This is a genomic window from Streptomyces sp. GESEQ-4, assembly GCF_017948455.1.
In the GTDB taxonomy this organism is placed as follows: Bacteria; Actinomycetota; Actinomycetes; order Streptomycetales; family Streptomycetaceae; genus Streptomyces.
In genome coordinates this window covers 138,758-159,911 of record NZ_JAFFSU010000018.1, presented here as the reverse complement: position 1 = coordinate 159,911, position 21,154 = coordinate 138,758, and the positions used below count along the sequence as shown (strand labels likewise).

Here is a 21,154-nt window from a genome sequence, read left to right as displayed (position 1 = left end):
GCCGTTGAGCCGTTCCGACGAGTGAGACTTTAGCGGATTCCTGGCTCCCGAGCTAATCGGGGGCTGCGGTCTCTCGAACGCGGATTCCTCATTCCGTAAATACACATACCAATGACGCGACGGCAGAATGATCACTGCTCGTCGAGTAGTGGTTGGTACTTACGGATTGGCTGTCCGGGGACCGACCGGAGTCGGCGCTCACGTCGGACAACTCGGAGAACAGTACGTACCGGGTCTGGGCGTGTCAACTTGGGTCCGCGGCGGGCTGTCGAGGCGTAGCCTGGCCTGCGTGACGACGCGTACGTGTACCCAGCTGTGGTGGGCCGCCTGACGGCGGCCGTACTCACGTATGCAACCAACGGCCGCCGCTTCGGCGGCCGTTCTCGTATCTCCCTCCGGGAGGGTCGGCCGGCCGGGTGCGGCGGTCTCGACCAGGAGGTGGAGAGATGACGCGGGTCTTCAGTGGGGTCAAGCCGACCGGGCATCTGACGCTGGGGAACTATCTGGGAGCCATGCGGCAGTGGGCCGCGGTGGATCAGCATCAGGCGGATGCGCTGTTCTGCATCGTGGACCTGCATGCGCTGACCGTGGATCACGATCCGGCGCGGGTGCGGCGGCTCAGTCGGCAGGCGGCGACGCTGTTGCTCGCTGCGGGGCTGGATCCGGCGCTGTGCACCGTGTTCGTGCAGAGCCATGTGGATGAGCATGCGCGGTTGTCGTATGTGCTGGAGTGCGTGGCCACCGACGGTGAGATGCGGCGGATGATCCAGTACAAGGAGAAGGCGGCGCGTGAGCGCGAGCGGGGCGGGAGTGTGCGGCTGTCGTTGCTGACGTATCCCGTGCTGATGGCGGCGGACATCCTGGCGTATGGGACCGACGAGGTGCCGGTGGGGGATGACCAGGTTCAGCATGTGGAGCTGGCGCGGGATCTGGCCGTGCGGTTCAACCAGCGGTACGGGCATACGTTCGTGGTGCCGCGGGCGACGCATCCGAAGGTGGGGGCGCGGGTGATGAACCTGCAGGACCCGACGTCGAAGATGGGGAAGAGCGAGGACGTCGGGCCGGGGATCGTCTATCTGCTGGATGAGCCCGAGGTGGTGCGGAAGAAGGTCATGCGGGCCGTGACCGACAGCGGGCAGGAGGTCGTGTACGACCGGGAGGGGCGGCCCGGGGTCGCGAATCTGCTGGAGATCCTTGCGGCCTGTACGGGTGGGAACCCGGAGGGCTTGAGCGGTGTATATGAGTCGTATGGCGCGTTGAAGAAGGACACCGCTGACGCCGTGGTGGAGTTCCTCAGGCCCGTACAGGAGAGGCACAAGGAGTTGTGCGCGGATCCTGGTCATGTGGAGGGGGTGTTGCGGGATGGGGCTGAGAAGGCACGGGCGATGGCGCGGCCGACTGTGGATACCGCCTATCTCGCTATCGGGCTGTTGCCGCCTGCCTGAGATAGCCAGGCGGCTGTCGTCCTAGGTCCCGTCTCTTAGTCCTTTTACGTCCCGGCTGTCTCCCTTCGCCTTGCCACTCCGGCCAGGGCTAGTGCGAGGGGGCCCGGGGTCAGGAGGGCGAGCGGCAGCATCATCCAGGCGCAGAGTGCAGCCGTGGCCACCGCGAGCAGGACCAGGGCGCTGCCCGCGGGGTCACGTGCTGTGTCGGTGGCGGCTGCGCGGAGTGCCGCTCGCCAGTCGGTGAGGGACTCGGGGCGGGCGCAGGCCCGTAGGGCGACGGTGAGGGCCACTGCTGTGAGTGCTGTGGCCGCTGTGGCGAACAGTCGTGCTCCTGGCAGGCCCGCGCCGGCGAGGGCCAGGTCCGCAATCACCAGCAGGGTGGCGGCCAGGGCGAGTGCGCCCGCGGCCAGGTCGCCGGGGCGCAGGCGTTGGCGGAGCAGGGCGAAGTAGCGGCCGGCGGTGGAGGGTTCGTCGTTGGCCGCGCCTCTGAGTACCGCGCAGGCCGTGGAGAGGGCGGCCGGTGCGGTGATCAGAGGGAGGCAGGTGAGGGTGGTGGCCAGGCCGATGCTGAGGACGTCGGCGAAGAGGGTGGCGCGCGGGCCGAAGAGTTCGCCGGGCTCGCGGTGGGGTGTCGTGCTCATCCCTTGACCCCCGAGGAGGCCATGCCTTCGACGAGGAAGCGTTGGAAGGCGAGGAAGAACAGGACGATCGGGAGGAGGGCGATCACCGACATCGCGAACATGGGGCCGAAGGAGGACTGGCTGGAGGCGTCGACGAACTGGCGGAGGGCGAGGGTGAGCGTGAACTTCTCGGGGGTGAAGAGGTAGATGAGCTGGGTGAAGAAGTCGTTCCAGGTCCAGATGAAGGTGAAGATGGCGGTGGTGATCAGGGCGGGGCGGGTCAGCGGGAGGATGACCGAGAAGAAGGTGCGGAAGGGGCCGCAGCCGTCGATCGTCGCCGCTTCCTCGAGTTCTCGTGGCAGACCGCGCATGAACTGGACGATGAGGAAGACGAAGAAGGCCTCTGTGGCCAGGAACTTCGGCAGGATCAGCGGCCAGTATGTGTTCACCATGCCGAGTTGGTTGAAGACGATGTACTGCGGGATCAGTACGGCGTGGTGCGGCAGCATGATCGTGGCGATCATGAAGGCGAACAGGGGCCCTCGCATACGGAACTTCAGCCGGGCGAAGGCGTATGCGGCGAGCGAGCAGCTGATGACGTTGCCGAGGACCGCGCCGCCTGCGACGAGCAGGGAGTTGAACAGCAGACGGCTGATGGAGACGTCGTTCACGCCGTCCAGCGCGGTGCTGTAGTTGGACCACTCCAGGTGGGACGGCAGCAGCTTGAGGCTGGTGATCACCTCGTCGGCGGGCTTGAGCGAGGTCGCGAGCAGCCAGACCAGCGGATAGAGCATCACCAGCAGGGCGGCGAGGCAGCCGATGTGCAGGGCGATGCGGTTCAGCGGCAGGCGTCGCCGTGAGTCCGGGCGGGGATCGGTCGTGCGGGGGGCGTCGGTGGCGAGGGTCATCGGGCCCCTCCCTCGGTCTCGTTGGCGTAGAAGACCCAGCTGCGTGAGGTCTTGAAGAGGACGGCGGTGACCAGGCCGATGGCGGCGAGCAGGACCCAGGCCATGGCGGAGGCGTAGCCCATGTGGGAGGCGACGAAGCCGCGGTCGTAGAGGTAGAGCGTGTAGAAGAGCGTCGAGTCGGCGGGGCCGCCCTTGCCTGCGCTGATGGCGAAGGCGGGGGTGAAGACCTGGAACGCCTGGATGGTCTGGAGCACCAGGTTGAAGAAGAGCACCGGGGACAGCATGGGGATGGTGATCGAGGTGAAGCGGCGCCAGGTGCCGGCGCCGTCGACGGCGGCTGCCTCGTACAGCTCGGCGGGGATCTGCTGGAGCCCGGCCAGGAAGATGACCATGGGGGCGCCGAACTGCCAGATGGTGAGGAGGGCGACGGCCAGGAGGGCCCAGTCGGGGCGGTTGACCCAGCCGCCGGTGCCGAGGAGTCGGTCGACGGTGCCGCCGTCGTTGAACAGGGCCCGCCACACGAGGGCGATGGACATGGAGGCGCCGAGGAGGGAGGGCGCGTAGAAGGCGGAGCGGTAGAAGGCCTTGCCGCGGCGCATCGATTTCAGGGCCAGGGCCACTGCCAGGGCGAGCGCGAGCTGGAGGGGGACGGCTATGACGACGTAGGTGAGGGTGGCGAGGACGGAGCGCCAGTAGCGGGGGTCCTCGGTGAACATCTGGGTGTAGTTGCGCAGGCCGATCCAGCGGGGGGCGGTGAACATGTCGTAGTCGGTGAACGACAGGTACAGCGACACGGCCATCGGGAGCAGGGTGAGCACGCTCGCGCCGAGCACCCATGGGGAGAGGAAGACCCAGGCGGCTCCTTCGCGGCGGCGTCGGGAGCGGCGCGGGGCGGGGGCCTTGTCGGTCTGGGCGGTGCGGGCGACAGGGGTTTCGGTGGTGGTCATTGCCTCAGCTCCGCCTTCGCCTCGGTGAGGTAGTTCTCGGCCGCCTCGCGGGGCGACAGTTTGCCGAAGGACACCTGGTCGTAGTCGCGCATGAAGGTGGTCTGCAGGCCGCTGTCGCCTGAGGGTGGTGCCTGGGGTGGCGGTTTGAGTTCGCCTTCGACGGACTGCTGGTAGTCGGCGATCTGCTTGTCGATGCCGGTGAGGTCGGGGACGACGGTCTCACGGGCGGTGTCGTTGACCGGGATGCTGCGGGTGGCGCCGAGGATGCGGGCCGCGTCGACGTTGTTGACCATGAAGTCGATGAACTCGGCGGCTTCCTTGGGGTGGCCGGTGGAGTCGGCCACGGCCATGAACATGGAGGGCTTGAAGTACTGACCGACGCCGGCGGGGCCGGCGGGAAGGGGGCCGAGGACGAGGTTGTCACCGACGATCGGGACCAAGCCGGCGGTGGGGGCGTCCCAGTTGAAGTCGCCGGAGGCGGTGCCGCGGCCGAGTGGGGTGTTCTCGACGGTGCCGTCGACCTGGGTGGTGTCCTCCGCCGAGGAGACGGCTCCCTCGCGGCGCAGTCCGTCGGTGAAGGTCCAGAAACGGGTGAGGTCGTCGGCGGTGAAGCCGGGGTCGCCGTCCTTGGTGTAGAGGGACTTGCCCTGGCCGCGCAGCCACACCTCGAAGACGTCCTCGCTCTGGCCGGGGTCGACGGAGCCGGGCTTGCCGGTGCGTTCGGAGACGGTGCGTACGGCGTCGGCCCAGTCGTCCCAGGTCCAGCCGTTGGCCGGGAGGTCGACGCCGGCCTTCTTCCACTGCTGGGCGTCGTAGGCGAAGGTCTCGGTGCCGCGGCCCTGTGGGATGGCGTACTGGGTGTCGTCGACCTTGCCGGTAGCGAGGAGGCCGGGGTCGATGTCGCTGGTGTCCAGGACGCTGGACTGGGTGCCGAGGTCGAGGAGGATGCCGCCCTGGGCGTACTGGTCGATCTGGCGGTAGTCGAGCTGCATGACGTCGGGGGCGTCGCCGCCGGCGGCCTGGGTGGCGAGTTTCTGTTTGTAGGCCTCGTAGCCCGCGAAGGAGGTCTGGATGTCGATGCGGGGGTGTTGCTTTTCGAAGAGGGAGATGGCCTTCTCGGTGCGTTCGGCCCGGTCGGGGTTGCCCCACCAGGTGTAGCGCAGCACGGTCTTGTCGCCGGTTGCCTGGTCCGATCCTCCGCTGCAGCCGGTGCCGAGGGCACTGAGTGCGAGCGTGAGGGCCAGAGCCCAGGACATCGTTGTCCTATTGCCGGGCATGGGGTGTCGCGTCTCCTCTCGGAGGTGGGGGACGAGGCGCGCGGACTGTCAGCCGCTGGGGAGTTGGTATTCGTCGCGGCGGCCGCACATGCCGTAGCCGCCGAGGCGGAGGGGGTCGGTGCTCAGGGCGGTGGCGGTGGCGAGGTAGTCGCCCGCGGTGCCGGTGGCCAGGGCGTCGAGTTGGGTGCCGGTTTGCTGGGCGGCGGCGAGGGCGCCGCGTTCCCAGATCCCGCGCCAGGCGGCGGCTTTGGGGGCGACCAGGCGGGCTGCGGCTTCCTGGAAGGCGCGGTACGGGGCGGGGTCGCCGGCGCGTAGGGACTCGCGCAGGGTGAGGTAGCCCTCGACGGCGAGGTCGCGGCGTTTGCGGGCGGCGGCCTCGATGTCGGGGCTGTCGAGGGGCGGGAGGGTGGCCGCGGCGGCGTAGCGGTCGGGGTCGTCCAGGTAGTCGGAAGGGAAGGTGAAGACGGCGTCGCCGGCTTCGGGCAGGCCGCTGTTCTGCATCAGGACGGTGATGCGGAGGTCCTCGCCCTGGACCATGCGGTGGACGGTGCCGGGGGTGAACCAGGCGACTGTGCCTGCCTGGAGCGGGAGTTCGCGGTAGCCGTCGGGGCTGAGGGTCTGCACGCTGCCGGTGCCGCCGGTGACGACGTAGGCCTCGGTGCAGACCAGGTGGAGGTGGGGGCTGCCGCCGCAGACGCCGTCGGCGGCCTGCCAGTCGTACGGAGAGAGATGGGAGAGGGCGATGCCGCCGGGGAGTGGGGGTGTGTTGGGGAGTGTCACCAGTTCAGCTCCTTCAGTCGGGCCGCCACGCGCGCGGTGTCCCAGGCGCCGTCGGCGACGAGGATCCGGTAGCGGTACGAGAAGGACTCCCCCGGCGGGAGCGCGAACTCCTCGTGGAACGCCCAGGAGAAGGCGACGGTGGGGATGGGTTCGGAGCGGACGAACCAGTGGGAGGGGTGGATGGAGCTGTCGTTCTCGGGGGCGTGGGCGAAGACCAGGGTGGAGTGGCCGTCGATGTCGTCGTGTTCGGCGGTGAAGGCGAGCCAGGGGGTGTGGGTGCCCATGAGGTCGTCGGAGGCGTCGCGGTCGTCCGGGCCGTCGGGGCCGAAGGCGCGGCCGCCGGTGAAGTCGCGGGGGCCGCGCCAGTGGAGACCGGTGTAGCCGGCGTGCTCGCGGCCGGCGGTGGTCGGGGAGCCGAAGGTGAGGGGCTCGCCGTCCGCGCGGATGTTGGTCAGGTGGATGGACCAGTCGAGGGCCCAGGATCCGGAGTCCCGGTCTACGTCGTGGAGGGTGACCGTGCGCCTTTCACGGGCCCATTCGGCGCCCTGGTTCTCGATCCAGGTGAGGCGCTCGGTGAAGGCGAGGCGGTCGGCGGAGACGTCGAGGGTGTCGAAGCCGTCGTGGCGCATGGAGCCGATGCGGTCGCGGAGGGGGAGATAGCCCTCGCCGTGGATGTAGGAGTGGCCGCCCCAGAAGTTCTGGCCGGAGAGGTGGCTGGCGGTCATCTGTACGCCCTTGTGCCAGCGGTGGTCGTTGGGGCGGTAGCCGGAGACGGGGTGGCCGCCGAGGGTGCGCAGGGGGTGGATGTACGGCTTGCGGGACTCGTACGGATCGGGGTCGGGCTTGTAGACGTACTCCATCAACCGGACATCGCCGGATGCGACCGTGATGCGTTCGCCGTGGACGTGGGTCACCTGGATCTGCGGCTCGGCGGTGTGGGGGGCGGTCACTTGGGGCTCCATTCCGGGTGGTTGCCGTGCATCGCGGAGTAGAACGGGTCGCCGGGCGCGATCTCGCCGGCCCGGACGGTCTCGCCGGTGAAGGCCGACTTGTAGAGGGCGGCGGCGAATTCGAGGGTGCGGCGGGCTTCGGGGCCGCTGCCTGGGGGGCGTACGCCCTGGTCGTGGGCGTCGAGGAGGGCGCCGAGCTGGGCCATGTGGGAGCTGGGAATGTCAGTGGTGGGTGGTGGAATGGGAGTGGTGCCGGGAGAGGGGGTGTAGGTCCAGTCGGTGTTGGAGTGGCCGTAGAGGTGGGTGAGTTCGACGGTGGCGCGGTCGCAGTCGATGCGGATGCGGCTGACCTCGTCGGGTGACAGGACGCTGTTGACGACGGTGGCGAGGGCGCCGTTCGCGAACCGGACGAGGGCGGTGGAGACGTCCTCGCTCTCGGTGGCGTGGACGAGACGGGCGGCCATCGCGCGGATCTCGGTCCAGTCGCCGAGGAGGTGCAGGAGGAGGTCGTACTGGTGGATGCCGTGGCCCATGGTGGGGCCGCCGCCCTCGGAGGCCCAGCGGCCGCGCCACGGTACGGCGTAGTAGGCGGCGTCGCGGTGCCAGGTGGTCTGGCAGTGGGCTACGCGCGGGGTGCCGAGGGTGCCGTTCTGGATGAGGTCGCGGGCGTGGACGGCGCCGGAGCCGTAGCGGTGCTGGAAGACGACGGAGGCGTAGGCGCCGGTGGCTTCCTCGGCGGCGGCGAGCTCGTCGTACTCGGCGAGGGAGAGGGTGAGCGGTTTCTCGCACAGGGCCCAGGCGCCGGACATCAGGGCGGCGAGGGTCTGCTGCTGGTGGAGGGTGGGTGGGGTGCCAATGAGGACGAGGTCGGGGTGCTCGGTGTCCAGCATCGTGGGCAGGTCGTGGTAGCCGTTGACCCGCTCACCGGCCAGTTTCTGGAATTCCGTGAGGCGGGTGGCGTCTACGTCGACTGCGGCCACGAGTTCGATGCGGTCGGCGTGGGCGCGGAGGGCGGGGAGGTGGCTGCCGGTGACGATGGCGCCGGTGCCGACGACTGCTGCCCGGAGGGGGGAGGTGGAGCTGGATGGCATAGAGGGCACCTCAGGAAGGCCGGAGGGAAAGCGCTTTCCGCTGCTTCGTCCGACGTTATGCACGCACCCGAGGGTGGGACAAGACGCGCGTCGCGATCAGTGATCAACAACTTCCAACACGGGGAAGGGATTTCCGCGTGGGGATTTCCGCATGCTGGAAGCTGGTGAGGCGACGGAGTGCCGGGGGTGGCTCGGCTGAGCCGCTGGTGCCGGGGTGGCTTGGCTAAGCCGCTGGTGCCGGGGGGGGGCTCGGCTGAACCGTTGGTGCCGGAGGCCGTCGGCTCAGGCGTTGTTGCCGGAGGCCAGTTCGCGGCTGCGGTCGCGGGCGGCTTCGAGGGCGGCGATGAGGGCGGCTCGTACGCCGTGGTTCTCGAGTTCGCGGATGGCGTTGATCGTGGTGCCGGCCGGTGAGGTGACGTTCTCGCGGAGCTTGACGGGGTGTTCGCCGCTGTCGCGGAGCATCGTCGCGGCGCCGATCGCGGACTGGACGATCAGGTCGTGGGCCTTGTCGCGGGGCAGGCCGAGGAGGATGCCGGCGTCCGTCATCGCTTCGACGAGGTAGAAGAAGTACGCCGGTCCCGAGCCCGAGAGGGCCGTGCAGGCGTCCTGCTGGGACTCCGGGACGCGGAGGGTCTTGCCGACGGCGCCGAAGATCTCCTCGGCGTGGGCGAGGTCGGCTTCGCTGGCGTGCGTGCCGGCGGAGATGACCGACATGGCCTCGTCGACCAGGGCCGGGGTGTTCGTCATGACGCGGACGACCGGGGTGCCGGTGGCGAGGCGGGCCTCGAAGTGAGAGGTGGGGATGCCGGCGGCTCCGCTGATGACCAGGCGGTCGGTGGGGACGTGGGGGGCGAGTTCGTCGAGGAGGGTGCCCATGTCCTGCGGTTTGACCGTGAGGATGAGGGTGTCGGCGGTCTTGGCGGCTTCCGGGTTGGTGACCGGGGTGACGCCGTAGCGGGTACGGAGTTCTTCGGCTCGTTCCGGGCGGCGGGCGGTGACGAGGAGGTCGGCCGGGGTCCAGCCGGCTCGGATCATTCCGCTGAGCAGGGCTTCGCCGATTTTGCCGGTGCCGAGGACTGCGACTTTCTGGGTCATGGCTGGGGTGCCCTCCGGGGGTTGTCGTCCGGGGTCATCCTCGCATTTGGGGTGAGGGGCGGGGGTGGGTGTCCGGTGGGCGGGATGTTGGGGGGGCGGGGGGGCTGGTTGAGCGGGCGGGTTGGGTTGGGCGGGCCGGGATTGGGGTGGGTTGGTCTGTGGAGGGTGGTGTGGGGCGGGGGTGTCAGGTTGTTCGGCGGCGGAGGGTTGCTGCGCCGAGGGTGAGGACCAGGAGGGCGCAGCCGGCGACGATGAGGATGTCTCGGATGAAGTTGGCTGTCATGTCGGTGTGTTTGAGGACTTCGTTCATGCCGTCGACGGCGTAGGACATGGGGAGGACGTTGGAGATGGCCTCGAGGGCGGGGTGCATGTTGTCGCGGGGGGTGAAGAGGCCGCAGAGGAGGAGCTGGGGGAAGATCACCGCCGGCATGAACTGGACCGCCTGGAACTCGGATGCCGCGAAGGCCGAGACGAAGAGGCCGAGGGCTGTGCCCAGGAGGGCGTCGAGGAGGGCCACCAGGAGGAGGAGCCACGGGGAGCCGGTGACGTCCAGGCCCAGGAACCAGACCGCCAGCCCCGTCGCCAGCGCCGACTGGATGATCGCCAGCGTGCCGAAGGCCAGGGCGTAGCCCGCGATCAGGTCGCCTTTGCCCAGGGGCATGGCGAGGAGGCGTTCCAGTGTGCCCGACGTGCGTTCGCGGAGCGTGGCGATCGACGTGACCAGGAACATCGTGATGAGGGGGAAGATCCCCAGGAGCGACGCGCCGATGCTGTCGAAGGTGCGCGCGCTGCCATCGAAGACGTAGCGCAGCAGGAACAGCATCACGCACGGGACCAGGATCATCAGCGCGATCGTGCGCGGGTCGTGGCGGAGCTGGCTGAGGACTCGCGCCGCGGTGGCGGTGGTGCGGGAGACGTTCAGGGCACTGGTGGGGGCGGGCCTCATCGTCGTAGGCGTCGTGGTCGTACGCCTCGTGGTCGTACTCATCGCGTCGTCTCCTTCGTGCGGGCGGCCGCGACTGCCTCGTCCACCAGGTGCAGGAAGGCCGCTTCCACTGTCTCGGATCCGGTACGGGTGCGGAGGGCGTCGGGGGTGTCGTCGGCGAGGATCTCGCCCTCGCGCATGAGCAGCAGGCGGTGGCAGCGCTCGGCCTCGTCCATGACGTGGGAGGAGATGAGGAGGGTGGCGCCGCGTGTGGCCGCGATGTCGTGGAAGAGGTTCCAGAGGTCTCGGCGGAGCACCGGGTCCAGGCCGACTGTCGGTTCGTCCAGGACCAGGAGTTCCGGAGTGCCGAGGAGGGCTACGGCCAGGGAGACACGGCTGCGCTGGCCGCCGGAGAGGTTGCCTGCCAGGGCGTCGGCGTGGCTGGTCAGGTCGACGTCGGAGATGACTCGGGTGACGTCCTCGTGCCGGTGTTCTGCGGCTGCGCGGCCCGGGTTCAGGATCGCCGCGAAGTAGGCCAGGTTCTGGCGGACGGTGAGGTCGTCGTAGACCGACGGGGCCTGGGTGACGTAGCCGATGCGGGTGCGGAGGCTGGGGTGTCCGGCCGGGCGGCCCAGGATTTCCAGGGTGCCCGTGACCTTGGCCTGGGTGCCGACGATCGCCCGCATGAGCGTCGACTTGCCGCATCCGGAGGGGCCGAGGAGGCCGGTGATCTGGCCTGGGGGGACCGTGAAGTCGAGGCTGCGCAGGACCCTTCGGGGGCCTCGGACGACGGTGAGGTCGGCGGCTTGGATTGTGGGCGAGTTTGGGGTTGGGGCGGGTGGGTCTGACGTGTAATTCATCATGTGGTGAATAATGCTCCGGTGGGGGGTGGGCGTCAAGGTGGGGGTTAGGGGGTGCGGGTGCGTTGTTGAGGGGTGGGGGTGCGTGTCGGGGTGCGGCCACGGCGAGGTGGTTGCGGGCGTGGGGTGAGCGCGGGAGCGCATGCGGCTGGCTTGTTCTGGCTCCCCCGCGGGATCCTCGTTGCGCTGCCGTCATACGTGGGCGGGACGGGGACGGTTGTGCGGGGTCAGGAGGGCGTGGCGACGAGGAGGTCCACGTCGTAGGTCTCCTCGACGGTTCCGTGGGGGAAGAGGGTCAGGAGGTGCTGCTTCTCCTCGGCCAGGAAGGCGGTGCGGGTTTCGTCGCTCTGGACCAGGAAGATCGAGTGGCTGCCGATGTTGGCCAGGTGGGTGTCGATGGTGATGCGGCGGCTCCAGCGGACCAGGCGGCGGGTGAAGTCGAGGCGGCCGGAGGGGTCGGCGGCGCGGCTGCTGGCGCCGTTCGTATCGATGACCGGGTCGGTGCCGAAGGCGTCTCCGATGCGGCGCGTCTGGGCGGCGATCCAGGGGACGTCCAAGGCGTACGTGTTCCACCACAGGGCGAGTGCGCCGCCGGGGCGCAGGACGCGGAGCGCCTCCGGGACCGAGTGGTCCGGGTCGGTCCAGTGCCAAGCCTGCGCGTAGGTGAGGAAGTCGACGGAGGCGGTGGCCAGGGGGAGGGCGTTGCCGGTGCCTCGGACGAGGGGGATTCCGGGGTTGGTGCGGTGGAACTGGGCCGCCATGCCGTCGCCCGGTTCGACGCCGATCACGTCCGCGCCGCGGGCGTGCAGGAGGGCGGTCGCTATGCCGGTGCCGGCGCCGATGTCTGCGACGCGGGCGCCGGTGAGCGGGCGGCCGGCGAGATCCTCGATCGCGTCGAAGAGGGCGGGCGGGTAGGAGGGGCGGTTGGCGGCGTACTGGGCTGCGGCTGCGTTGAAGGAGAGGGCTCGGGTGAGATGGGAGGAGGCCGTCATAGGGACATGGTGGACGGGGGTGGGGCGGTAGCGGTGAGATTCCGGTGAGAGGTAGGAGGGTTGAGAGGTAGGAGGGTTGAGAGGTAAAAGGGGTGTGGGGCGCGCTCAACCCCGCGGCCAGTGCGCCGCCGCAACCGCCCTCAGACGGCCCTCAGCCAAGCCCGGTCCTAGCCCTTCCCCCGTCGCTTCTTCTTCGACGGGTTGCCCGAGCGTCGTGTCGTCCGCTTCTCGTGGCGCTCGCGGGCCGCTGCGTACTCCCTGCGGTGGAGTCTCTCGCCGGGGGCCTCGACGAGGGAGCGGATGAAGTAGGCGAGGAGGGAGCCGACGAAGCCGATGGCCAGGAGGCCGCGGAGGGAGGACTGGCGGTCGGGGTCGGGGCGGTTGCCGAAGGCGTCCCAGGTGTGCCGGAAGGCGAGTGCGGTGCAGACGGCGAACATGGCGACGACCAGGAGGTTGACGAAGCTGCCGGTGTCGGCGATCTGGAGGCCCTCGTAGGCGAAGCGGAGGACGAGGCAGGCGGCCACCGTGGTCGCGAGGGAGCCTGCGGCGGCTGCGATGCGGCGGGTTGTGTAGCCCTTGTCGTGGTTCACCCAGGTCGTGCCGAAGAAGCGGATGGGCTCGGGGCGGGGCGCCGGGGTGTCGGGGGTGCCGTTGGAGCCCGCGGGGGTGGCCGGGGTGCCGGAATCGTCGCTCACGGGTTGATTATGGCGCCGGGGTGGCCGCGGGCTCCTGGCGGGTTCAGCCGCAGCGGGAAGCGATGTGGCCGTCGCTGCCGGTGTTCACGTAGGCGTCCGCCACGAACTCGCCGTTGGCGATGTTGTCCCAGATGTTCGACGTGCCGTACGGACCCGTCACCGTCGTACCAGGCATCTGGCAGAAGATCGGGATCCCGGCGCCCTCCGGCAGGACCCGGACGATGGTGTAGCTGGTGCGGGGGCCACAACGGAAGTTCAGGCGGACGTCCGGGGCGACCGGGGCGACCGGGTGGCCGCCGTGCGGTGGGCGACACGCCCAGCACCATGAGAAAGGCACCGGCGGCGGCTGCGAGCAGGATCGACAGACGTCTTCGGGATGTCATGGTGCTGGGCGATGGTCGTCGGATCAGGAGCAGCGCGGACGGATGTAGCCGTCGCTGCCGGTGTTCACATAGCTGTCCGATACGAATTCGCCGTCGTCGATGTTGTCCCAGATGTTCGTCGTGCCGTACGGACCCGTCACCGTCGTACCCGGCGTCTGGCAGAAGATCGGGACCCTGGCACCCTCGGGCAGGATGCGGATGACGGCGTAGTTGGTGCCGGGGCCCCTGCGGACGTTGAGACGGACGCCCGGTGCGACCGCGTAGTAGCGAAGAGCCTCGGTCGTGGCCGCCGCTGTCGTGACGGCCTGTCTCTCGTCGCCCTCAAGCTCATCGACACGCTCAACAGACATGAAAACCTCCCCCGTTGACCCCATGACTGCCATGGGGTCCCGTTGATTCCCCTAAAACACACCATGAAACACATGGACGCAATTCGCACAGGGAGGCTAGCAAGTCGCCTCTGTCTCGTACGAGTCATCGACTAGGCTCCGTGCGTCGCGCGCGCCGACGAAGAGCACGGGGGTGGTCCCATGGCGCCACAGCGGAACGCCGGAGCGGGCGCGGAAGCGGAACTTCCCGAATACGCCGGCCACTACCGTCTGGAGTCCTGTCTGGGTTCCGGCGGCATGGGAGTTGTACATCTGGCCCGGAGCACCTCGGGGATGAAGCTCGCGGTGAAGGTCGTACATGCCGAGTTCGCCCGGGACCCCGAGTTCAGGGGGCGGTTCCGCCAGGAGGTGGCCGCGGCGCGCAGGGTGAGCGGTGCCTTCACCGCGTCCGTCGTCGACGCCGACCCGGAGGCCGAACGGCCCTGGATGGCCACGCTGTTCATACCGGGACCGACGCTGTCCGACCATGTGAAGCGGAACGGCCCTCTGCCCAGTGCCCAGTTGCGCCGTCTGATGGCCGGACTTGCCGAGGCGCTGCGCGACATACACCGAGTCGGTGTGGTGCACCGCGATCTCAAGCCGAGCAATGTGCTGCTCGCCGAGGACGGTCCGAAGGTCATCGACTTCGGTATTTCTCGGCCGAAGGACAGCGAACTGCGCACCGAGACGGGCAAGTTGATCGGCACGCCGCCGTTCATGGCCCCCGAACAGTTCCGTCGGCCACGGGAGGTCGGGCCCGCCGCCGACATCTTCGCGCTCGGTTCGGTGATGGTGCACGCGGCGACGGGGCGAGGGCCGTTCGACTCCGACAGCCCGTACGTCGTCGCCTATCAGGTGGTGCATGACGAGCCGGACCTGACCTCCGTACCGGAGGATCTGGCGCCGCTGGTGCTGCGTTGCCTCGCCAAGGAACCCGAGGACCGGCCCACGCCCGACGAGCTGATGCGGGAACTCCGGTCGGTGGCGGCCTCGTACGACACCCAGGCGTTCATCCCGGCACAGCGGACGGCCGATGCGCCGAGGCCGGAACCTCGTACCGAGGAGCCGGAGCGACCACCGAAGAGACGGTTCGGCAAGCGGGCGGCCCTCGGAGCGGGGGCGGCCGGCCTCGCTCTGATCGGCGCGCTGGCCTCGGTCCCGCTGTTCGACGGCGCGAGCGGCACACCCAGCGCCGCACCGAAGACCAGCTCGGCCGGATTCACGGCGTGGGAGGCCACGCCGGGTTCCGGCGAGAGCGCGCCCCACTGTTCCTATGGGGCAGGGAAGTTGCTCTGTTCGCAGCCCGGGACGGTCTTCGCCCTCGATCCGTCCGACGGCCACGTGGTGTGGCGGCATGCCGACGCCAGGGTGCTCGGGGGCAGACCGCCCATGATCTCGGGGGGCCTGGTGCAGCCTCCACTGGATGAGGGGCGCCGGCTGGAAGGGCTCGATCCTGCCTCGGGAAAGGCGCGTTGGCAGCAGAGCGTGCCCGCGTACAGCGGCCAGGCGACCGCGGGAGACGCACTCCTGCTCACGAGCGCCGACGGGACGGTCACAGGCGTCGACAGTTCCTCGGGCGATACGAAATGGAGTCTGCGGATACCCGGCCACCGGGCGCCGTACTTCGCCTCGTTCGCCGGTGATCCGCTGGCGTACGCCATGAGCACGTCCGACGACGGGGCGAAAACACGGGTCACGGCAGTGGATCCGGAGACCGGCGACGTGCGGTGGGACGCACAGCTGAAGGGAACACTGGAGCCCCTCGGCACCGCGCAGGGGTCCGTCTTCTTCGTCGGCGCCGACGCGGTCTACGGGGATGCGAAGGCCGTGGTCCGCTACACCCCGGACAGCGGAGCTGTACGACGCGTGGCACTGCCCGTTCCGCTGGAACAGGCTCATGGGACCGTGCGCGGGAACCTCGTCTATCTCATGGGTTCCGGCGGATCGCTTGTCGCCGTCGACATCGAAGCGCGGAAGCAGCGGTGGAGCCTGGAGACATCCGTGAGTCGAGCGTCCGCGCCGGTCACCGACGGCCGGCATGTGTACGTCACCGCCCCTGACGGGCGACTTCTCGCCGTCGACGCCCGTGAAGGAAGGCTTCTCGGCCAGACGGCCGCGCGGCTCGGCGCCAACTCCGACCAGGTCATGGCCGCGCTGCCCGAGCCCGTGATCGCGGGCGGTCACATCTACGCCGCCGCCCCCGACGGCACCGTCTTCGCCCTCGACGCACGCGATCCGTCCACCTGGTAGCACAGGTCGCACAGGCAGCCAGCCCAGGTCGCACACGAAAGGGCCGCCCCCCGGCGGAGGCGGCCCTCAGGCTCGGAGCCCTCAGGCCCTCAAAACCCCAACTCCTCAGCCCAGCATCGACACATCCCGCACAGCGCCCTTGTCCGCGCTGGTCGCCATCGCCGCGTACGCCCGCAGCGCCGCCGACACCTTGCGGTCCCGGTTCTTCGGCGCGTACACCCCGTTCAGCGCCTGCTCGCGGCGGGCCAACTCGGTGTCGTCCACGAGCAGTTCGATGGTCCGGTTGGGGATGTCGATGCGGATGCGGTCGCCGTCCTCGACCAGCGCGATCGTGCCGCCGGACGCGGCCTCCGGGGAGGCGTGGCCGATGGAGAGGCCGGAGGTGCCGCCGGAGAAGCGGCCGTCGGTGATCAGGGCGCAGGTCTTGCCGAGGCCGCGGCCCTTGAGGAAGGAGGTGGGGTAGAGCATTTCCTGCATGCCGGGGCCGCCCTTGGGGCCCTCGTAGCGGATGACGACGACGTCGCCGTGGGTGATCTGCTTGTTGAGGATCTTCTCTACGGCTTCTTCCTGCGACTCGCAGACGACCGCCGGGCCCTCGAAGGTCCAGATCGACTCGTCGACGCCGGCCGTCTTCACCACGCAGCCGTCGACCGCCAGGTTGCCCTTGAGGACCGCCAGGCCGCCGTCCTTCGAGTACGCGTGCTCGGCGGAGCGGATGCAGCCGCCCTCGGCGTCCTCGTCCAGGGCTTCCCAGCGCTCGGACTGGGAGAAGGCCTCGGCGGAGCGGACGCAGCCCGGGGCCGCGTGCCACAGTTCGAGAGCCTCCGCCGACGGGGAGCCGCCGCGCACGTCCCACGTCTTGAGCCAGTCCGCGAGCGACGGGCTGTGCACGGCGTGCACGTCCTCGTTCAGCAGGCCCGCGCGGTGCAGTTCGCCGAGGAGGGCGGGGATGCCGCCGGCGCGGTGCACGTCCTCCATGTAGTACGTGCGGTCCTTGGCGACGTTCGGAGCGACCTTCGCCAGGCAGGGCACGCGGCGCGAGACCTCGTTGATCTCCTCCAGGCCGAACGGGACGCCCGCTTCCTGGGCCGCCGCCAGCAGGTGCAGGATCGTGTTGGTGGAGCCGCCCATCGCGATGTCCAGCGCCATCGCGTTCTGGAAGGCGGCGAAGGTGGCGACGTTGCGCGGGAGGACCGTCTCGTCGTCCTGCTCGTAGTAGCGCCGGGTGATGTCCATGACCGTGCGGGCCGCCGCCTCGTACAGCCCCTTGCGGGCCGTGTGGGTCGCGAGCACCGAGCCGTTGCCCGGCAGCGAGAGGCCGATGGCCTCGGTCAGGCAGTTCATGGAGTTGGCGGTGAACATGCCGGAGCAGGAGCCGCAGGTCGGACAGGCGTTCTCCTCGATACGGAGGATGTCCTCGTCCGAGATCTTGTCGTTCACGGCGTCGGAGATCGCGTCGACCAGGTCGAGCGTACGGACCGTGCCGTCGACCAGCGTGGCGCGGCCGGACTCCATCGGGCCGCCGGAGACGAAGACCGTGGGGATGTTCAGCCGCAGGGCCGCGTTCAGCATGCCCGGGGTGATCTTGTCGCAGTTGGAGATGCAGATCAGGGCGTCGGCGCAGTGGGCCTCGACCATGTACTCGACCGAGTCCGCGATCAGGTCGCGGGAGGGCAGGGAGTACAGCATGCCGCCGTGGCCCATCGCGATGCCGTCGTCCACCGCGATGGTGTTGAACTCGCGCGGGATGCCGCCGGCCTCGACGATCGCCTGGCTGACGATCCGGCCCACCGGCTGGAGGTGGGTGTGGCCCGGCACGAACTCCGTGAAGCTGTTGGCGACCGCGATGATCGGCTTTCGGCCGATGTCCGCACCGGGTACACCGGAGGCGCGCATAAGGGCGCGGGCGCCCGCCATATTGCGGCCGTGGGTGACTGTGCGGGACCTCAGCTCGGGCATCGTCGCTCGCTCCTTCGGAGAATTCTGCCGAGAATATTGACTGGTTCGAGCGTACGCCGGGGCACTGACAGCCGGACACCACGTCCGGAATGCGGGATGCGAGTCTCACGGATTCGGATGGGCCAGGCGCCTGGCTTCAGGGATTCGTCAGGTGCCCCTGCACCACCGGCGCCACCCGCCTGATGATCTGCTCCACGTCCACCGACGCCACCGGCTCCATCTTGATCACGTACCGCATCATCGCCACACCGACGAGTTGCGCCGCCGCCAGTTCGGCGCGCAGCTCCGCGTCCGGGGCGTCGAGCCGACCGGCGATGCGCCGCATCAGCTGCGCGGAGACGAGTCGGCGGAAGACGGCCGCCGCGGCCTCGGTGTTCACCGCGGACCGCACGATCGCGAGCAACGGTGCGCGGGTGACCGGGTTCTCCCAGAGCCCGAAGATCACGCGGGTCATGCGCTCCCCGACGTCGTCGAGCGGGCCTTCTACGACCACGTCACGCACCTTCAGGGCCGGCGCGAAGGCGACCTCGACGGCCGCCTCGAAGACCTGCTCCTTGGTGCCGTAGTAGTGGTGGACCAGCGCCGAGTCGACCCCGGCCGCCTTGGCGATGGCGCGCACGGACGTCTTCTCGTAGCCCCGCTCGGAGAACTCCTCGCGGGCCGCGTTCAGGATGCGGTCGCGGGTGTCGGCGGATTCCGTACGACGGGGTCTGCCGCGCCTCCGGGCGGTCGCGTCGGTCATCGCCGGGGCACCTGCATGGCTGACGCCAGATGGAGGCGGGTGAAGGCGAGCGCCTCCGCGAGGTCGGCCTCGCGTTCGGCGCTGGACATCGCGCGCCGGGTGTTGACCTCGATGACGACGTGGCCGTCGAAACCGGTCAGGGCGAGCCGTTCCAGCAGCTCGGCGCAGGGCTGGGTGCCGCGGCCCGGCACGAGGTGCTCGTCCTTCGCCGAGCCCCTGCCGTCCGCGAGGTGGACATGGCCGAGACGGTCCCCCATGCGGTCGATCATCTGGATCGCGTCCGAGCGCGCCGTCGCCGTATGGCTGAGATCGATCGTGAAGTGGCGGTAGTCGTCCTTGGTGACGTCCCAGTCGGGGGCGTACGCGAGCATCTCGCGGTCGCGGTAGCGCCAGGGGTACATGTTCTCCACCGCGAACCGCACATCCGTTTCGCCGGCCATACGCCAGATCCCGGTGACGAAGTCACGGGCGTACTGGCGCTGCCAGCGGAACGGGGGGTGTACGACGACCGTGCTCGCGCCCAGCTTCTCGGCCGCCGCCCGGGCGCGCTGGAGCTTGACCCAGGGGTCGGTGGACCAGACGCGCTGCGTGATGAGCAGGCAGGGGGCGTGCACGGCCAGGATCGGGATGCGGTGGTAGTCCGAGAGGCGGCGCAGGGCCTCGATGTCCTGGCTGACCGGGTCGGTCCACACCATGACCTCGACCCCGTCGTACCCGAGGCGCGCGGCGATCTCGAAGGCCGTCGCAGTCGACTCCGGGTAGACGGAGGCGGTCGAGAGGGCGACCTTCGCGTCCGGGATCCGTACGGCTGGGTTTGCCACGAGGGAAAGGGTACGTGTCTCTGGGGGGTGGGCCGGGATTGGTGTTCGCCTATTCGCCGTTGTGCTTTTCGCCATAGGCGTGTGCGCGGTCGCGGGGGTTGCTCGCGCAGTTCCCCGCGCCCCTGTCGGGGCGCTTATGCGGAGCCCATGTGATCAAGTCGACGTAGGATCACGCCCTCCCGCAGCGCCCATGGGCAGATCTCCAGCGTCTCCACGCCGAACAGGTCCATCGCGCCCTCCGCCACCAGTGCGCCCGCGAGGAGCTGGCCCGCGCGTCCCTCCGAGACGCCCGGGAGTTCCGCGCGCTGAGCCGCGGTCATCCCCGCCAGCTGCGGGACCCAGGCCTCCAGGGACTCGCGCTTGAGGTCGCGCTGGACGTAGAGGCCCTCGGTGGAGCGGGCGGCGCCGGCTATGCGGGCCAGTTGCTTGAAGGTCTTCGAGGTGCCGACGACGTGGTCCGGCGGGCCGAAGCGGGTGAACTCGCCGACGCTGCGGGCGATCTGGGCGCGGACATGGCGGCGCAGGGTGCGGATCGCCTCCGGGTCCGGCGGATCGGCGGGGAGCCAGGCGGCGGTGAGGCGGCCGGCGCCGAGGGGGAGGGAGACGGCGGCGTCGGGCTCCTCGTCGATGCCGTACGCGATCTCCAGGGAGCCGCCGCCGATGTCCAGGACCAGCAGCTTTCCCGCGGACCAGCCGAACCAGCGGCGGGCGGCGAGGAAGGTGAGGCGGGCCTCTTCTGCGCCGGTGAGGACCTGGAGCTCGACGCCGGTGTCGGCCTGCACGCGCGCGAGGACGTCGTCGGCGTTGGTGGCCTCGCGCACTGCGGAGGTGGCGAAGGGCAGCAGGTCCTCGACGCCCTTGTCCTCGGCGGCCTGGAGCGCCTCGCGGACGACGCCTATCAGCCGGTCGACGCCGTCGGGGCCGATCGCTCCGTCGTCGTCGAGAAGTTGGGCAAGGCGCAGTTCCGCCTTGTGCGAGTGGGCGGGCAGGGGGCGCGCGCCGGGGTGCGCGTCCACCACCAGGAGGTGCACCGTGTTCGATCCCACGTCGAGGACACCGAGTCTCATGGACAGAACGCTACTGCCAGCGAAGACCGGGACCGCCACCCCGGCGGTCCCGGAACGGGTTCCGGGCGACTTACCCTGGTCACGTGCCAAAGACGAAAAAGGCGAAGGACGAAAAGTCGGCCAAGAAGGTCAAATCCGGCAAGGGTTCTTCGCAGGCGAAGGCGGCCGAGCAGCCGAAGGTCCTGCAGGTGAGCGACGAGAAGGGCCTCGACTTCGCGCGCGCGTGGGTGGAATTTCCTGATCCGGGGGACGACGAGCAGGTCTTCCGGTGCGATCTGACCTGGCTGACCTCTCGGTGGAACTGCATCTTCGGCAGCGGCTGCCAGGGCATCCAGGCGGGCCGCGCGGACGACGGCTGCTGCACGCTGGGCGCGCACTTCTCCGACGAGGACGACGAGAAGCGGGTCGCCGGGCATGTGGCGAGGCTCACGCCGGACATCTGGCAGCACCATGACGTGGGGACCCAGACCGGCTGGGTCTCGGTCGACGAGGACGGCGACCGGCAGACCCGCCCGTATCAGGGCTCGTGCATCTTCCAGAACCGGCCCGGTTTCGCCGGCGGCGCGGGCTGCTCGCTGCACATCCTCGCCCTGAAGGAGGGCCGCGAGCCGCTGGAGACCAAGCCCGACGTGTGCTGGCAGCTGCCGGTCCGGCGGACGTACGAGTGGATCGACCGGCCCGACGACACGCGCGTGCTCCAGGTGTCCATCGGTGAGTACGACCGCCGGGGCTGGGGTCCGGGCGGCCACGACCTGCACTGGTGGTGCACCTCGGCGACCTCGGCGCACGGTGCCGGCGATCCGGTCTATGTGTCGTACCGGGCGGAGCTGACCGAGCTGATGGGCAAGGCGGGCTACGACCGGCTGGCCGAGCTGTGCGAGGAGCGGCTGGCATCGCAGCTGCCGTTGCTGGCGCCGCATCCGGCGGATCCGGTGGATCCCGTGAAGTGAGCCGCTGCGGATCGCGGTGGGTCGGGCGG

Annotated in this window: 21 protein-coding genes; 3 read left to right on the top strand and 18 right to left on the bottom strand. The window is 69.7% G+C overall.

Annotated features, from left to right (window positions below; translation table 11 throughout):
- The first annotated feature begins 446 nt into the window (after window positions 1–446).
- Window positions 447–1,445, top strand: coding sequence for a tryptophan--tRNA ligase (trpS, locus tag KCH48_RS29940; RefSeq protein ID WP_210578022.1), 999 nt, complete (start codon window positions 447–449; stop codon window positions 1,443–1,445).
- A 44-nt stretch (window positions 1,446–1,489) separates the two neighbouring features.
- Here the strand turns inward: trpS and KCH48_RS29935 are convergent, their stop codons facing one another.
- The 14 genes from KCH48_RS29935 to KCH48_RS29870 all read right to left on the bottom strand — a co-directional run bounded on the left by KCH48_RS29935 (window position 1,490) and on the right by KCH48_RS29870 (window position 13,318).
- Entirely contained in the window at window positions 1,490–2,086 is a 597-nt protein-coding gene (locus tag KCH48_RS29935) for a hypothetical protein (RefSeq protein WP_210578021.1), read from the bottom strand.
- Window positions 2,083–2,859 carry a carbohydrate ABC transporter permease gene (locus KCH48_RS29930; protein ID WP_374104726.1) on the bottom strand — a complete coding sequence of 259 codons (777 nt, stop codon included), beginning with the start codon at window positions 2,857–2,859 and terminating at the stop codon, window positions 2,083–2,085. The genes KCH48_RS29935 and KCH48_RS29930 overlap by 4 nt, the downstream gene beginning before the upstream one ends.
- Before the next feature lie 110 nt (window positions 2,860–2,969).
- Entirely contained in the window at window positions 2,970–3,920 is a 951-nt protein-coding gene (locus KCH48_RS29925) for a carbohydrate ABC transporter permease (RefSeq protein ID WP_210578020.1), read from the bottom strand.
- Window positions 3,917–5,197, bottom strand: a complete 1,281-nt coding sequence (locus KCH48_RS29920; protein WP_210578019.1) for an ABC transporter substrate-binding protein — start codon at window positions 5,195–5,197, stop codon at window positions 3,917–3,919. The genes KCH48_RS29925 and KCH48_RS29920 overlap by 4 nt, the downstream gene beginning before the upstream one ends.
- A gap of 48 nt (window positions 5,198–5,245) precedes the next feature.
- Entirely contained in the window at window positions 5,246–5,977 is a 732-nt protein-coding gene (locus tag KCH48_RS29915) for a cupin domain-containing protein (protein ID WP_374104724.1), read from the bottom strand.
- Window positions 5,974–6,927, bottom strand: coding sequence for a PmoA family protein (locus tag KCH48_RS29910; protein ID WP_307840982.1), 954 nt, complete (start codon window positions 6,925–6,927; stop codon window positions 5,974–5,976). The genes KCH48_RS29915 and KCH48_RS29910 overlap by 4 nt, the downstream gene beginning before the upstream one ends.
- Window positions 6,924–8,018, bottom strand: a complete 1,095-nt coding sequence (locus KCH48_RS29905; protein ID WP_210578017.1) for a Gfo/Idh/MocA family protein — start codon at window positions 8,016–8,018, stop codon at window positions 6,924–6,926. Before KCH48_RS29905 ends, KCH48_RS29910 begins: the two co-directional genes overlap by 4 nt.
- 282 nt (window positions 8,019–8,300) lie before the next feature.
- Window positions 8,301–9,113 carry a pyrroline-5-carboxylate reductase gene (proC, locus tag KCH48_RS29900; protein ID WP_210578016.1) on the bottom strand — a complete coding sequence of 271 codons (813 nt, stop codon included), beginning with the start codon at window positions 9,111–9,113 and terminating at the stop codon, window positions 8,301–8,303.
- A gap of 184 nt (window positions 9,114–9,297) precedes the next feature.
- A complete protein-coding gene (locus KCH48_RS29895; RefSeq protein WP_210578015.1) occupies window positions 9,298–10,101 on the bottom strand; it encodes an ABC transporter permease in 804 nt (267 codons plus the stop codon).
- Window positions 10,098–10,901: an ABC transporter ATP-binding protein gene (locus tag KCH48_RS29890; protein WP_210578014.1), complete on the bottom strand. Its 804-nt coding sequence runs from the start codon at window positions 10,899–10,901 to the stop codon at window positions 10,098–10,100. Before KCH48_RS29890 ends, KCH48_RS29895 begins: the two co-directional genes overlap by 4 nt.
- A 224-nt stretch (window positions 10,902–11,125) precedes the next feature.
- Window positions 11,126–11,890: a class I SAM-dependent methyltransferase gene (locus KCH48_RS29885; RefSeq protein WP_210578013.1), complete on the bottom strand. Its 765-nt coding sequence runs from the start codon at window positions 11,888–11,890 to the stop codon at window positions 11,126–11,128.
- A gap of 167 nt (window positions 11,891–12,057) precedes the next feature.
- Window positions 12,058–12,585, bottom strand: coding sequence for an EamA/RhaT family transporter (locus KCH48_RS29880; protein WP_210578012.1), 528 nt, complete (start codon window positions 12,583–12,585; stop codon window positions 12,058–12,060).
- Between the two features lie 43 nt (window positions 12,586–12,628).
- Window positions 12,629–12,922 (bottom strand): hypothetical protein, encoded by a 294-nt coding sequence (locus tag KCH48_RS29875; protein WP_210578011.1) that lies wholly within the window; start codon window positions 12,920–12,922, stop codon window positions 12,629–12,631.
- 69 nt (window positions 12,923–12,991) lie between these two features.
- Window positions 12,992–13,318: an SH3 domain-containing protein gene (locus tag KCH48_RS29870; protein ID WP_210578010.1), complete on the bottom strand. Its 327-nt coding sequence runs from the start codon at window positions 13,316–13,318 to the stop codon at window positions 12,992–12,994.
- A gap of 180 nt (window positions 13,319–13,498) precedes the next feature.
- Here KCH48_RS29870 and KCH48_RS29865 point away from each other — a divergent pair, with 180 nt between their 5' ends.
- Window positions 13,499–15,586: a serine/threonine-protein kinase gene (locus KCH48_RS29865; protein WP_210578009.1), complete on the top strand. Its 2,088-nt coding sequence runs from the start codon at window positions 13,499–13,501 to the stop codon at window positions 15,584–15,586.
- 105 nt (window positions 15,587–15,691) lie between these two features.
- On the opposite strand, the gene ilvD is transcribed toward KCH48_RS29865, so the two are convergent.
- From ilvD to KCH48_RS29845, 4 genes are all read right to left on the bottom strand, one after another.
- The gene (ilvD, locus tag KCH48_RS29860) at window positions 15,692–17,545 is read right to left on the bottom strand and encodes a dihydroxy-acid dehydratase (protein ID WP_210578008.1); all 1,854 of its coding nucleotides are present in this window, start codon (window positions 17,543–17,545) and stop codon (window positions 15,692–15,694) included.
- 136 nt (window positions 17,546–17,681) lie between these two features.
- Window positions 17,682–18,287 carry a TetR/AcrR family transcriptional regulator gene (locus KCH48_RS29855; RefSeq protein ID WP_210578007.1) on the bottom strand — a complete coding sequence of 202 codons (606 nt, stop codon included), beginning with the start codon at window positions 18,285–18,287 and terminating at the stop codon, window positions 17,682–17,684.
- Complete coding sequence (locus KCH48_RS29850; RefSeq protein ID WP_210578006.1) at window positions 18,284–19,108, bottom strand: sugar phosphate isomerase/epimerase; 825 nt, start codon at window positions 19,106–19,108, stop codon at window positions 18,284–18,286. The genes KCH48_RS29855 and KCH48_RS29850 overlap by 4 nt, the downstream gene beginning before the upstream one ends.
- A gap of 134 nt (window positions 19,109–19,242) precedes the next feature.
- Window positions 19,243–20,175: a Ppx/GppA phosphatase family protein gene (locus tag KCH48_RS29845; RefSeq protein ID WP_210578005.1), complete on the bottom strand. Its 933-nt coding sequence runs from the start codon at window positions 20,173–20,175 to the stop codon at window positions 19,243–19,245.
- Between the two features lie 83 nt (window positions 20,176–20,258).
- Here KCH48_RS29845 and KCH48_RS29840 point away from each other — a divergent pair, with 83 nt between their 5' ends.
- Window positions 20,259–21,125: a hypothetical protein gene (locus KCH48_RS29840; RefSeq protein ID WP_210578004.1), complete on the top strand. Its 867-nt coding sequence runs from the start codon at window positions 20,259–20,261 to the stop codon at window positions 21,123–21,125.
- Window positions 21,126–21,154: the final 29 nt, after the last annotated feature.

Coding starts and splice junctions, on each gene's coding strand:
- KCH48_RS29905 (WP_210578017.1), bottom strand. CDS start 8,018: ATGCCATCCAGCTCCACCTCCCCCCTCCGGGCAGCAGTCGTCGGCACC.
- trpS (WP_210578022.1), top strand. CDS start 447: ATGACGCGGGTCTTCAGTGGGGTCAAGCCGACCGGGCATCTGACGCTG.
- KCH48_RS29920 (WP_210578019.1), bottom strand. CDS start 5,197: ATGCCCGGCAATAGGACAACGATGTCCTGGGCTCTGGCCCTCACGCTC.
- KCH48_RS29885 (WP_210578013.1), bottom strand. CDS start 11,890: ATGACGGCCTCCTCCCATCTCACCCGAGCCCTCTCCTTCAACGCAGCC.
- KCH48_RS29890 (WP_210578014.1), bottom strand. CDS start 10,901: ATGATGAATTACACGTCAGACCCACCCGCCCCAACCCCAAACTCGCCC.
- KCH48_RS29895 (WP_210578015.1), bottom strand. CDS start 10,101: ATGAGTACGACCACGAGGCGTACGACCACGACGCCTACGACGATGAGG.
- ilvD (WP_210578008.1), bottom strand. CDS start 17,545: ATGCCCGAGCTGAGGTCCCGCACAGTCACCCACGGCCGCAATATGGCG.
- KCH48_RS29870 (WP_210578010.1), bottom strand. CDS start 13,318: ATGTCTGTTGAGCGTGTCGATGAGCTTGAGGGCGACGAGAGACAGGCC.
- KCH48_RS29865 (WP_210578009.1), top strand. CDS start 13,499: ATGGCGCCACAGCGGAACGCCGGAGCGGGCGCGGAAGCGGAACTTCCC.
- proC (WP_210578016.1), bottom strand. CDS start 9,113: ATGACCCAGAAAGTCGCAGTCCTCGGCACCGGCAAAATCGGCGAAGCC.
- KCH48_RS29935 (WP_210578021.1), bottom strand. CDS start 2,086: ATGAGCACGACACCCCACCGCGAGCCCGGCGAACTCTTCGGCCCGCGC.
- KCH48_RS29855 (WP_210578007.1), bottom strand. CDS start 18,287: ATGACCGACGCGACCGCCCGGAGGCGCGGCAGACCCCGTCGTACGGAA.
- KCH48_RS29925 (WP_210578020.1), bottom strand. CDS start 3,920: ATGACCACCACCGAAACCCCTGTCGCCCGCACCGCCCAGACCGACAAG.
- KCH48_RS29845 (WP_210578005.1), bottom strand. CDS start 20,175: ATGAGACTCGGTGTCCTCGACGTGGGATCGAACACGGTGCACCTCCTG.
- KCH48_RS29930 (WP_374104726.1), bottom strand. CDS start 2,859: ATGCTCTATCCGCTGGTCTGGCTGCTCGCGACCTCGCTCAAGCCCGCC.